General features: G+C 69.6%; 11 protein-coding genes. 1 reads left to right on the forward strand and 10 read right to left on the reverse strand.

Annotated features, from left to right (window positions below):
* Positions 1-2: 2 nt before the first annotated feature.
* Both ITJ57_RS18510 and ITJ57_RS18515 read right to left on the reverse strand, forming a co-directional pair.
* Entirely contained in the window at positions 3-437 is a 435-nt protein-coding gene (locus tag ITJ57_RS18510; RefSeq protein ID WP_194671437.1) for a hypothetical protein, read from the reverse strand.
* Positions 438-527: 90 nt separating this feature from the next.
* Positions 528-1,787 (reverse strand): ATP-dependent RecD-like DNA helicase, encoded by a 1,260-nt coding sequence (locus ITJ57_RS18515; RefSeq protein WP_056010540.1) that lies wholly within the window; start codon positions 1,785-1,787, stop codon positions 528-530.
* A 66-nt stretch (positions 1,788-1,853) separates the two neighbouring features.
* On the opposite strand from ITJ57_RS18515, the gene ITJ57_RS18520 reads away from it, so the two are divergent.
* Entirely contained in the window at positions 1,854-2,921 is a 1,068-nt protein-coding gene (locus tag ITJ57_RS18520; RefSeq protein ID WP_194671438.1) for a hypothetical protein, read from the forward strand.
* A 10-nt stretch (positions 2,922-2,931) separates the two neighbouring features.
* On the opposite strand, the gene ITJ57_RS18525 is transcribed toward ITJ57_RS18520, so the two are convergent.
* The 8 genes from ITJ57_RS18525 to rpmB all read right to left on the reverse strand — a co-directional run bounded on the left by ITJ57_RS18525 (position 2,932) and on the right by rpmB (position 12,296).
* Positions 2,932-4,926, reverse strand: coding sequence for a cytochrome c oxidase assembly protein (locus ITJ57_RS18525; protein WP_370582500.1), 1,995 nt, complete (start codon positions 4,924-4,926; stop codon positions 2,932-2,934).
* 53 nt (positions 4,927-4,979) lie between these two features.
* A complete protein-coding gene (locus tag ITJ57_RS18530) occupies positions 4,980-8,228 on the reverse strand; it encodes an AAA family ATPase (protein WP_194671439.1) in 3,249 nt (1,082 codons plus the stop codon).
* Positions 8,228-9,397, reverse strand: coding sequence for an exonuclease SbcCD subunit D (locus ITJ57_RS18535; protein WP_194671440.1), 1,170 nt, complete (start codon positions 9,395-9,397; stop codon positions 8,228-8,230). Before ITJ57_RS18535 ends, ITJ57_RS18530 begins: the two co-directional genes overlap by 1 nt.
* 194 nt (positions 9,398-9,591) lie before the next feature.
* Complete coding sequence (locus tag ITJ57_RS18540; protein WP_056010531.1) at positions 9,592-9,873, reverse strand: HU family DNA-binding protein; 282 nt, start codon at positions 9,871-9,873, stop codon at positions 9,592-9,594.
* A gap of 205 nt (positions 9,874-10,078) precedes the next feature.
* On the reverse strand, positions 10,079-11,470 hold the full coding sequence (locus ITJ57_RS18545) for an MFS transporter (protein ID WP_255515391.1): 1,392 nt from the start codon (positions 11,468-11,470) through the stop codon (positions 10,079-10,081).
* Positions 11,471-11,584: 114 nt separating this feature from the next.
* Positions 11,585-11,890, reverse strand: a complete 306-nt coding sequence (rpsN, locus tag ITJ57_RS18550; protein WP_056010528.1) for a 30S ribosomal protein S14 — start codon at positions 11,888-11,890, stop codon at positions 11,585-11,587.
* Between the two features lie 2 nt (positions 11,891-11,892).
* A complete protein-coding gene (rpmG, locus tag ITJ57_RS18555) occupies positions 11,893-12,060 on the reverse strand; it encodes a 50S ribosomal protein L33 (protein ID WP_056010525.1) in 168 nt (55 codons plus the stop codon).
* Positions 12,060-12,296 carry a 50S ribosomal protein L28 gene (gene rpmB, locus ITJ57_RS18560; RefSeq protein ID WP_056010522.1) on the reverse strand — a complete coding sequence of 79 codons (237 nt, stop codon included), beginning with the start codon at positions 12,294-12,296 and terminating at the stop codon, positions 12,060-12,062. The genes rpmG and rpmB overlap by 1 nt, the downstream gene beginning before the upstream one ends.
* Between the last annotated feature and the right edge of the window lie 253 nt (positions 12,297-12,549).

Here is a 12,549-nt window from a genome sequence, read left to right on the forward strand (position 1 = left end):
GACTACATCGTCAGCGAGAGCGCCAGAACGCCGAACATGGCGACGAAGACGAGCGCGAGCACCGCGTACACGGCGATCTGCGCGCCGCGTCCCTTGATGACCGCCTGGCCGCGCGGCGCGAGCGATCCCGAGACCCACTGCTGCGCCGGCGCGATGTAGTCGAGCGTCGGCGCCTCACCCGGGTGCAGCAGGTAGTCGGCATGGCCGAACTCCCACAGCCACGCCATCGAGCACGCCACGTGCACGGGCCGATCGGCGGGCACCGTGAACTGCGACGGACCCCAGCTCGGACGGTGCTCGAAGCCGTCGATGCGGACGACGAGCGGGATGAACCCCCAGTACCCGGCGAACGGCGGCTTGCTGGTGTGCAGCTCGAGCGTGCGCCAGGCGGTGATCGGACCGGGCTGCGGCTGGCCCTGCGGCATCGGATGCGTCATAAGCGACAAGCGTAGGGTCACCGGCCCCGTTCGGTCGCCCATTTCTGGGCGAACGAACGGCGATTCACCCAGAAATGGGCCAACGAAACGCTACTGCCCCGACATGAACCGCTTCACGTCGGTGTCGACGATGATGTCGCTCGGGCGCAGCGGCCGCGAAAGGTAGAGCCCGTCGAGCGTCGAGATCCGGCTGAGCGCGACGTAGCTCTGCCCGGGACTGAACGCGCGGCTTCCGAGGTCGACGATGGCGCGGTCGTAGGTCTTGCCCTGGGACTTGTGGATCGTGACCGCCCACGCGAGCCGCAGCGGGAACTGGGTGAACTCCGCCACGATGTCGCGCTTCAGCTGCTTCGTCACCGCGGAGTAGGAGTACTTGTACTTCTCCCAGGTGGCCGGCTCGACCTCGAACTGCTCGCCGTCGACCTCGACCCACACGGTGGAGTCGATCTTCACCACGGTCCCGAGCGTGCCGTTCACCCAGCGACGTTCGCTGTCGTTGCGGAGGAACATGACCTGCGCACCGACCTTGAGGTCGAGCGCCTCGTCGGCCGGGAACGCCCGGCCGCCGAAGTCGCCGGAGACCTCGGCGTTGGCGGTGAGCGGCTTGCCGTCGAGCTTCGCGAGCGCGGCCTTGTTGATGCGGTCGACGGTGTCGTTGCGACTCGCGAGCGTGATGACGCCGTCCTCGGGTGGGGTGCGCGCGCCCATGCCGTTCAGGCGCCCCGCCATCTCCGCGGTGACCTGCCCGTGTCGGACCCCGTTGAGCAGGTACTTGAACTCGGCCTCGTGCTGACGGTGGATCTCCGTCAACTCGACGAGCTGCAGCGGCGTCTCGGACCACACCTTCGCGTCGAAGAACCAGAACGAGCGGTAGGTGTCGGCGATGTACGCCCGCTCTTCGAGGCTCCCCGGCACCGGGGCGAGCTGGTACGGGTCGCCGAACAGGACGATCTGCACGCCGCCGAACGGCTCACGCGGCCGCTGCCGGGCCTGGCGGAGGCTCCGGTCCATGGCGTCCATGAGGTCGGCGCTCACCATGGAGACCTCGTCGACCACGAGCGTGTCGATCGCGTTGAGGAGCTTCCGGGTCTGGTCGTTCTGATCGATCGTGTGGTCGGCGATGAGCCCGATCGGCAACCGGAACAGCGAGTGGATGGTCTGGCCGCCGACGTTCAGGGCGGCGACGCCGGTCGGTGCGCAGATGGCCAACTGCTTCGAGGTGTTCCACGCGAGGTGGTTGAGCAACGTCGACTTGCCGGTGCCCGCTCGACCCGTGACGAACAGGTGCTCGCGGGTGCTCTCGATGCGGTCGAAGACGGCTTGCTGCTCGGCGGAGAGGGCTACGCTCATGGTGCTTCGGTTCCCTCCCGTTTTCGCCCTCCAATCCTACGCGAGGCACCCGCCTAGGATGTGGGGATGAGCCATGTCGCGACACGTGGGGAGCTGCGACGCCCGGGGGCGGTGCGCGGTGCACTCGTGCGCGCCGTCGTGCTGTGGCTCTGCATCGCCGCGCTGCTCACAGCCGCCATCCTCTCCGCCTGGTCGGCCGTCGCCCGGGACGTCTACGGTGCCGGATCGTTCGCGCGAAGCTACCTCCAAGCACTCGCCGCCGATGACGCGGCCTCGGCACTCGCGCTCCCCGGGGTCGCGCTGAGCTCTGCGGAACTCGAGGAGGCCGGCCTCCCCGCCGACAGCTCGGACGCCCTGCTCCGCAGCGAAGCGCTCGGCACGATCGAGAACGTCCGGCTCGTGTCCGACGTCACGACCGCCGCCGGGACCCACGAGGTGACCTTCTCCTACCGGCTCGCCGGCCAGCCGCACCGCACCGCCTTCTCGATCATGAGCGGCGAACGCACCTTCGGCCTCTTCCCGTCCTGGCGATTCGAGACGAGCCCCCTGAGCGTCGTCCGGCTGACCGTCGCGCACACCACCGGATTCCTGGCGAACGGCTTCGAGCTCGACAGCCGCCGCGTGGCTGCGGGGTCGGAGGGCGCTTTCACCTCCACTGTCCCGCTCCTCACCTTCACCCCGGGCAGTGTGGACTTCTCGGTCGACACCCCGTACCTGACGGCGTCCGTGGACACGGCCACGACGACCGAGGTCGCGAGTGTCGTCGACGCCGAGGTGACGGCGAGCGCCACCCCCGGGTTCCTCTCCGAGGTGCAGACGCAGGTCAACGAGTACCTCGACGGATGCGCCGCCCAGCAGGTGCTCCAACCCACGGGGTGCCCGTTCGGCATGCTGATCCGCGACCGCGTCGACGACCTCCCCGTCTGGTCCATCGCGAGCTACCCCGTCGTCGACGTCCAGCCGGGCGACATCGGCTGGCAGATGCCCGCGACCGGCGGCGCCGCCCATATCGTCGTCGCCGTGAAGTCACTCTTCGACGGGACCGTCTCGACCCTGGACGAAGACGTGCCGTTCACGCTGTCGGCGTTCGTCACCATCCGGAACGACGGCTCCCTCTACATCGACCTCCGCTGAGGCCCGCCCGCTAGGAGCGGGTGTCGTTCGCGGCCATCCGGGCGAGACGCTCGTTGTACTCGTTGAGTTCGGCGTCGTTCGTCCGGTCGGCGTTGCGGTCGAGGCGTTTCTGGTCCTTCGCGTCGCTCTTGCTCCACGAGATCGCGACGGCCACGGCGAGGGCGAGCGTCGGGATCTCGCCCACACTCCAGGCGATGCCGCCACCCGTCTGCTGGTCGAGCAACGGGGCCTGCCCCCAGGTCCGCCCCATCGCCCCGAACCAGTCGGCGAGGAAGAGTCCGGTGGAGGAGATGATCGCGAGACCGAAGAAGGCGTGGAACGCCATCGTCGCGAAGAGCAAGAGCAGCCGCATCGGATACGGCAGTCGGTACGGGACCGGGTCGATGCCGATGAGCGATTGGACGAAGAGATACCCGGTGATGAGGAAGTGCACCACCATCCACTCGTGACCGATGTGGTCCTCCATCGACCAGCGGAACAACGGCGTGTAGTAGAACACCCACAGCGACCCGGCGAACAGCACCGCGGTGACGATGGGGTTCGAGATCACGCCCGCGAACTTCGAGTGCACGGCGAGCAGCACCCATTCGCGACCACCACGGGAATCGTCCTGGCGCTTGCGGACGGCCCGCGCGAGCAGGGTCACCGGCGCGCCGGGGACGAGCAGCACCGGCACGAGCATGGTGAGGCCCATGTGGCCGAGCATGTGCACGCTGAAGAGGTAGGGCTGGTAGACGTTGATGCCGCCGCAGGTGAGGTAGAAGAGCACGAGCAGCCCGAGCACCCAGCTCACCGTACGCAGGACCGGCCAGGAGTCGCCACGGCGATGGAGGCGGACGACGCCGGCGAGATAGAAGAAGATGCCGAACGCGCAGGCCAGCAGCCACAGGAGATCGATGTTCCATTCGGTGAAGTAGCGCGCGAACGTCAGCTCGGGCGGCAGCTCCTCACCGGTGAGCAGGACGGCCGGGGTGGGTGTGCTCGGGATCGCCTGGTCGACGGGCGGAGCAGTCTTCGCCAGGGCCGCGGCGGCCCCTGACGCGATGCCCATGAAGCCGAGTTCGAGGGCGACGAGCCACCAGAACGTGCCGGTACGGGTGGTGGCGGTGGTCGCGCGCTCCGCCGCCGACCGCTCGATGCGCCCGATGAGCACCCGACGCTGCAGCGCACCGAAGAGGCCGAGCGCCAGGAGCGCGAAGACCTTGACCAGGACGAGGATGCCGTAGGGCGTGCCCAGGCGGTCGAGCGAGCCGATGCGGAGCTCGGCACTCACGTACCCGGACACCGCGACGACGACGAACGACACCAGGGCGACCGTCGAGTAGCGCAGGAGCACGGGCGCGAGTCGGCCGTCTTCGAGGGTCTTGCGGATGAACACGAGTGTCAGCAGTCCGCCGAGCCAGATGGCGGCGAACACGAGGTGCAGACCGAGCGCGGTGACGGCCGCGTTGTGCCCGCTGGCCTCAGCCGAGTGCCCCTGCTGGGCCATCGGCAGGAGCGAGACGAGCGACAGCCCGAACACGAACACGAGCACGGTGTGGTTGCGGACGGCGAAGCAGAGGACCGTCACGGCCGCGGCGATGAGCGTGGTCTGGAGCCAGGCCTGACCGGACTCGATGCTCGTGAAGAACAGGCTGAGTTTGGCGCCGAACGCGTCGTCGAAGGTGAGCGGCACCTGCGTGACGTTGAGGAAGGTGAAGAACCCGGTCACGCCGGCGGCGACGGTGAACACCGCTGCGCCCGCCGCAGCGACGTCGAGCGCCGCCCCGTATTCGCGACGATCCGGGCTGAGCGCCCAACAGGACATGAGCAGCGCACCGATGGTGACGGCCGCGCTGAGGTTCACGAGCAGCTGCGCGACGGGCAGGCCCCAGCGGACGACCGCACCGGGATCGCCCAGCAACTGGGCGTCGGCACCGCCACCGAAGGCGAGACCCGCGAGGAGGGTCGCCACCGCCACGAGGAGCAGCAGGGCGGGACCTGCGAGGCGGACGGCACGATTCACGGTGCAAGCCTACGCGGCGCCGCTGGGAACCCGGACCGCAAGTGGGACGCCACTCACGCCCGTACGAGCAGGGTGGACGAGCCGTCCTCCAAACGACGCACCTCGATCCGTTCGCCGATGCGCTGCTTCATCTCCTCGACGTGACTGACGACACCGACCACCCGTCCGCCCGCAGAGAGACGGCCGAGTTCGGCCATCACCGTGTCGAGGGTCTCCGGGTCGAGACTGCCGAAGCCCTCGTCGACGAAGAGCGTGCCGAGTTCGACGCCACCGGCCTCACCGGTGACGACGTCGGCGAGCCCGAGCGCCAGGCAGAGGGACGCGTAGAAGGTCTCGCCGCCGGAGAGCGACTTCGGGTCGCGTCGGCGATCGGTCCGGTGGTCGTGGACGGTGAGCGACAGGCCGACCCTCTGGCTGCGGGACGGCCCCTCCTTGAGGTCGCTTCTGACGAGCTCGTAGCGGCCGCCCGACATCGATTCGAGGCGGGCGTTCGCCGCCGCGACGACGTCCTCGAAGCGGCGCAGCAGGACGTAGGTGCCGAGCGTCACCCGGGTGGCGTTCTCACTGCCGGAGGCGGACACCACGTCGGCGAGGCGCACCACGGCCGCGGCCTCTCTGACCGCCTCGGCGTTCTCCTCCGCCGCTGCTTCGAGTGCGGCGCAGGCCGTCGCCGCGTTGCTGGCGCGTCGTGCCGACACCGCGGCCGCAGCCGTCGCCGCCCCCGACGCCGCCTCGGCCTCCGCCAAGCGTCGAGCCGTGGCCTCGACGTCCGGGGCCTTGGCATCCGCCGCCTCGACGATGCTCGGGCTCGCGAGGGCCTGGGCGTTCGCCGTCGTGTGACGCACATGGTCGGCGACCCGCGCCTCGGCGTTCGCGCGCTCCACGCCGCTCATCGCCGCCGCCTCCGCTGCCGCCCGGTCCGGGAAGCCGGCGCGCTCGAGCGCCGCCTCCAGCTCCACGGACCGTTCCGCGTCGCGCTGACGCCGTTCCGCGAGGAACGTGCGCGCGCCGGCGAGCGCGGCGAGCGCGGCGAGTCCGGAGGCGAGCAGGGCGTCCAGCTCGGCCAGCGACGGAGCCCGGTCGTCCAGGACCCTGAGCACCTCGACACGGGCCTGCTCGTGAGCGCGTTCAGCCGACGCCGACCGCTCGATCAGCGTCGCCCGCTCGGCGACGAGGCCCGACTCCGCGACCACCCCGGCGAGGTGTTCCTCGGCGAGCCGAGCGGCCTCCGCGAGCTCGGCCTGCGCGTGTTCCGCAGCGGAGGCGGCCTCCGTGCGCTGCCGCTCGGCAGCGTCGACCGCGGCGTCGACCTCGCTCCTGGCCGCCGCTGGGTCGAAGCCGTCCGGCGCGGACACCGGCTCGGTGTCGTGGTCGGGCTCGGATCCCGTGTCCGCTGCCTCGGCCTCGGCGCGGTCCTCACCGCTGTCGGCGGCGAGCGTCAGGACCGTCTCGACGAGGCGTCGACGCTCGGCGAGCGCGAGGTCACGGGCCTGCTGTGCCGCCTGCAGGGCCGTCTCGGCCTCGTCGCGCGCGGCGGCGGCCGCCTCGACCGCGTCAGCGTCGGGGTGATCGCCGGCGAGCGCGGCGGGGGCCGGGTGGCTGAGCGAACCGCAGACGCTGCACGGCTCACCGTCGACCAGACCTGCCGCGAGCTCGCCTGCCATCCCGCCGATCCGGCGGAGCCGGAGAGCGGTCTCGGCTTCGACCGCGGTCTTCGCCGCTGCCGCCGCATTGGTGAACCGTGCGGTGAGTCCGGTGAGGCGCACATCCGCGGCGTCCACCTGGTCGAGCGCCGTCCGGCGTTCAGCGGCTCGCGCCACCGAAGCCCTTGCGCGCTCCAGCGTGGCGGCGGCGTCCGAGGCGCGTTGCGGCGCTTCTGTGAGGGCCGCTCGACGGGCGTCCCGTCGGGTCTGTTCCTCAGCCAGTTCCGCGAGCCGGTCGTCGAGCTGGGCGAGTTCGGCGCGGAGGCCGTCGAGAGTCAGCTGGCGTTCTTCGGTGCCGGCCTCGAGCGCGAGCACCGCGGTCAGGCCCGCGCGCTCGACGGTGATCGCCTCGCGACGCGACGCCAGCCCCGCGTCGTCCAAGGCGACGATCCGTTCGTCCGTGCGCCGCTCCACCTCGGCGAGTGCCTCGGTCGCGTCGTCGAGCGCGGTGGCGGCCGTCGTGGCTCCGGCCATCGAGGATGCGACCGTCTCGGCGCGCGTGGCCGCCGCGATCCGTTCGGTGAGGGCGGCGACGGGCTCGTCGTCGATCGCGAGCAACTCGCGCTCCCGCAGCAGCTCGGCGCGGCGGTCGACCGCCGCGAGCAGCGTCGTCGCGGCGGCGTGTTCGGACCGAGCCTGATCGAGCGCCTGCCGCACCTCGGTGGCGGCAGCAGCGTCCGAGACGGCGAGACGCTCGAGGACGGCGACCACGCCTCGGGCGTCGAGGAGGAGGTCCGGCGAATCGGCTTCGAGCGGCACCGCGAGGGCGGCCAGCTCGGCGTCGACAGCGGGCTCGGCGTCTGCGTCGGGACCGGCCTCGGTGCTCGTCCCGGGATCAGGTACCGCGAGCTCGAGCGCGGTGGGGTCCGCTCCACTTGAGCGGTCCGACCCCGCAGCATCCACGAGTGCTCGGGCGTCGTCGAGTTCCGCGGCCCCGGCGAACCGGGCGATCGCTCGTCCGAGCGCCTCCTTGGCGCCTTCGATGTCGCGCTGCGCCTGCCGTCGTTGCTCCACGAGGTGCTTCGCGAGCCGCTCGTAGTGCTCCGTCCCGAAGAGCGACCGCAACAGCTCGCTGCGCTCCTCGCCCCCCGCGGCGAGGAACTTCGCGAACTCGCCCTGCGGCAGGACGATCGTCTGCACGAACTGCTCGCGGGTGAGTCCGACGATGCGGCTGATCTCGGGACCGATCTCCTGGGCGCGCGTCGACAGGGTCTCTCCGGTGGCGGCGTCCGGATCCGTCAGGCGGACGAGGGTGGCGCTCGCCTGCTGCGGCGTGAACCCGGTGCCACGCTGCTTGGGCCGCTGATACGCCGGCGTCCGGCGCACGCGGTACACGCCCGAACCGGTCTCGAACACGAGCTCCACGAACGGTTCCGTGCCGGGGAGTGCGTGATGCGAGTGCAGTCGATCCTTGCTGGCGCCGGTGCCGGCGAGCTCGCCATACAGGCCGAAGACGATGGCGTCGATGATCGTGGACTTCCCGGCCCCGGTCGGCCCCTCGAGCAGGAAGAGTCCTGCGCGGCCGAGCTCGACGAAGTCGATGGTGTGCTCACCGGCGTATGGGCCGATGGCCTGGAGGGTGAGTCGGTGCAGTCGCATCAGGCGCTGCCCTCCATCGCGAGGGCGGCTTCGTTGGCCGCCGCGATGAGCTCGCGCTCCCGCGGTGTCGCCGGCGCGCCCGTCGCGTATTCGATGAACTCCGCGGTGACCTCCACCGGGTCGGAGATCGCCGTGACCGCCGCGGCACGGGCGTCCTCCGAACGGTTCGCCGGCGCGTGCGACCAGACGAGCAGGTGGGGGAACCGTCGGCTCAACGCGGCGTAGAGCTCCGGCGGGCGGACGTCGTCGGTGACCGTGGCACGCACCCACGCGTCGGTCGCCGAGTCTCCGGCGGGCCCCTCCAGCTCGGCGAGGGTACCGGTCACGTCGACCAAGCGGCGCGGGACGGGCGCCGGAAGCAGCTGCAGCTCGACGGAACCGTCGGCTCCGAGCTCGACCAGCACACTGGACTTCACCTGGTTCCGTTCCGAGAAGGAGTACGCGAGCGGCGACCCCGAGTAGCGCATCCGCTCGCCGCCCGACGCAGCGCCGACGCGCTGAGCACCGTGCAGGTGGCCGAGGGCGACGTAGTCGAAGCCATCGAAGAGCTGAGCCGGGACCGCGTCGACCCCGCCGATGCGGATGTCGCGTTCGCTGTCGCTCGCGAGCCCCCCGATGACGAAGGCGTGGGCGGCGACGACCGACCGCACCGGCTGCTGCTCCCGGCGTGTGGCGAGGTCGGCTCGCACGCGCTCGAGGGCGGCGCCCATCACAGCGGCATGCGAGCGGGCGAGCGGGGCGTCGCTTGATCCGAGCACACCCCTCGCGGTGTCGGGGTCGAGGTAGGGCAAGGGGTAGAAGGCGACCGGGCCGTGCTCATCGTCGACGACGACCGGTTCCCCCACGCGGGAGAGGTCGGCTCGGATGTCGATGCCCTCCCGTAGCATGGCGGCTCCGAAGCCCAGACGGATGGCGGAGTCGTGGTTCCCCGGGGCGAGGATGACGCGAGTGCGGGCCGCCAGGCGCCCGAGCGACTCCGACAGGAGCGTCACGGCCTCGACGGGCGGGATCGCGCGATCGTAGATGTCGCCGGCCACGAGCAGGACGTCGACCGAGTGCTCCTCGACGAGCTGCTCGAGGTGCTCCAGGACGGTGCGCTGGAAGGGGAGGAGGTCCACGCCGTGCAGCGACCGCCCGAGGTGCCAGTCCGAGGTGTGGAGGATCCGCATGGAAGTAATGCTAAGCGGATGCGCCGACACCGCAGCGTCCGTCGATGACCGACGGGCGACCCCGTCGGTACCGGCGACGGGTCCTCCTGCACGAACGACAGCAGGGCGTCGCTCTCGCGACGCCCTGCTGTCGTGGTCTGGTCCGGAACCGTGGGGTCCGGACCGAGCCGTCGCGGACCGTGGTCCGCGAGGAGTTACTTGACGGAAGCCTTGAGCTTCGAGCCGGCGGTCACCTTGACGCGCTTGCCGGCCGGGATCTGGATCTCGGCGCCGGTCTGCGGGTTGCGGCCCGTGCGAGCGGCGGTGTCGGTCTGCTCGAAGGCGATCCAACCCGGGATCGAAACCTTGCCGCCCTTAGCGACGGTCTCAGCGACGGTGGTGAACAGCGCGTCGACAACGCTGCCGACGGTCGCCTGGCTCTGGCCGGTCGATGCGGCGATGGCGGCGACGAGTTCGGTCTTGTTCAAATTTGCCATTGTGAGGGTCCTCCTCGGACGTTGCTGCAACGTACAGCTGACTGGTTGGTAGCGAAGGTGTCGCTGATACGGCACCAACTGGTCGGTGTGACCGCCTCGAATGTAGCAGCAATCCGCGAGAAATCAGGGATGTGTCCGCTGTTCGCGGACAAACGGACCTGCGTGTCGGTCGTTTCCCAGCTGGGAACGGCCCGGACGTACGCCCTCACCGAGCGCCGATCACGCTGTGCCCGGCGGCACGCGAGAGCAACCACGCCTCGATGGTCGGGAACAGCGTCAGTACGGCGATCCCGACGAAGGCGAACTGGTACGGCAGGAGGACGCCCCCGCCGGAACCCGGCTCGAGCGAGAACCCCGCGGACAGGAGGATCGCTCCCACGGCGACGCCGAACCCGCTCGCCGCCTGTTGCAGGGTCGAGTTCAGGGTGTTCGCCCGCGACATGTCCGCTGGTTCGACGTCCGCGAAGGTGATGGTGTTGTAGGCCGTGAAGCCGACCGACCGCGCCACACCGCTCAGGAAGAGGAGGAGCGCCATGACGATGATGGAGGTGTCGGCCGTCAGGAACGCCATGGCCACCATGCACAGCACCCCGACGGCGTTCGACGAGACGAGCACGAGTCGGAACCCGAACCGTCGGAGCATCCACGTGGTCGCGGGCTTGATGGCGAGGTTCCCGGCGAACAGGAACAGCACCATCGACCCGGCTTCCACCGGCGTCCATCCGAACGCGTCCTGGAACAGCAGTGGCAGCAGGAACGGGACGGCACTGATCGTCAGGCGGTAGACGCTGCCGCCGGCGTTCGCGAGACGGAACGTCTCGACGCGCAAGGAACGGAGGTCGACGAAGGGGTGCGTGGTTCGGAGCAGGTGGCGGACGGCGAGGCCGAGCAGCGTCACCCCGACGGCGAGGGACACGGCGAACCAGAGCGGTTCGAAGCCGATGCCGGTGACGAGGGACGCGGCGACGAGTAGCGCTGCCAGGCCGACGCAGCTGAGCGACAGCCCCAACCAGTCGAGCGGTGGCACCGCGTCCGCAGCGAAGTCGGGGACGATGCGGAGGGCGACGATGAATGCGGCGATGCCGAGCGGCACGTTGATGAGGAAGATCCAGTGCCACGAGGCGAACTGGGTGATGATGCCACCGAGGAAGGGCGCGATGATCGGCGCGGCCAGCGCCGGCCAGGTGAGGAGGGCGATGGCCTGGATCAGCCGGTCCTTGGGGGTCACGCGGAGGACGGCGAGCCGGCCGACGGGAACCATGAGTGCGCCTCCCACGCCCTGGAGGACCCGGAACCCGACGAGCATCGGCAGTGTGGAGCTCAGGGCGCAGAGGATGGAGGCGACCGTGAACAGGGCGATGGCGACAGCGAAGACGCGTTTCGCGCCGAAACGGTCGGTCAGCCAGCCGCTCACGGGGATGAGGACGGCGACGGTGAGGAGGAACGCGGTGACGGCGAGCCCGACTGCGGTCGAGGTCGTACCGAGGTCGCGTGCGATGCTCGGGGCGGCGGTCGTGAGGATCGTGCCGTCGAGGTTCTCCATGAAGAAGCACCCGGCGACGAGGAGTGCGATGGCGCGTTGCGTGCGAACGTCCAGCTGCTGCTCCTGTCGTCGATGACGGTGTACGCGAACGGGCCGCCCGCAGTGCGGACGGCCCGTTCGATGGTGCGTTGCTGTGTCAGCGGAATGTGTGTTCCGGCTGAGCGGGTGTTACCAGCTGGACTTGCGGACGCCGGGCAGCTCGCCCTTGTGCGCCATGTCGCGGAAGCGAACGCGGCTGATGCCGAACTTCGAGAGGTTGCCTCGCGGGCGACCGTCGATCGCGTCGCGGTTGCGGAGGCGGACCGGCGAAGCGTTGCGGGGAAGCTTCTGCAGGCCGACGCGAGCTGCCTCGCGCGACTCGTCGGTGCCGGCCGGGTCGACCAGGGCCTTCTTCAGTTCGGCGCGCTTCGTGGCGTAGCGGTCGACGATAACCTTGCGCTGCTCGTTACGGGCGATCTTGCTCTTCTTAGCCATCGTTAGCGCTCCTCTCGGAATTCAACGTGCTTGCGCACTACGGGGTCGTACTTCTTGAGCACGAGACGGTCGGGGTTGTTGCGACGGTTCTTCTTGGTCACGTACGTGTAACCGGTACCGGCCGTCGAACGGAGCTTGATGATCGGACGGACGTCCTGCTGCTTAGCCATTAGATCTTCACCCCACGAGCGAGAATGTCCTTGACGACGGATTCGATGCCACGAGCGTCGATCACCTTGATGCCCTTGGCGGACACCTTGAGGGTGACGTTACGACGCAGCGAGGGCACGTAGTAGGTCTTCTTCTGCACGTTCGGGTCGAAGCGGCGCTTCGTGCGACGGTGCGAGTGCGAGATGTTGTGACCGAAGCCTGGAACGGCTCCTGTCACCTGGCACACTGCTGCCATAGTAGTTTCTCCTTCATTACCGCAGGACGATTGTCCTGCCCAAGATCTCTTGTCGGCGTCGCGGTCCTCGAGCCGGAGCTCTGGAACCGTGATCACGATGGGGACATGGAGCGTCCACACCAAAGATCGAGCCTACGCCATGTAGACCCGACAAGCAACTGCATTCTGTTGTGCTTCGTTAACGCAAAATGGCCACCCAAGAACCTTGGGTGGCCATTTCAACGAAGAAGTCCGGCGGTGTCCTACTCTCCCA

This window comes from Plantibacter sp. VKM Ac-2880, assembly GCF_015351235.1.
Lineage (GTDB): Bacteria > Actinomycetota > Actinomycetes > Actinomycetales > Microbacteriaceae > Plantibacter.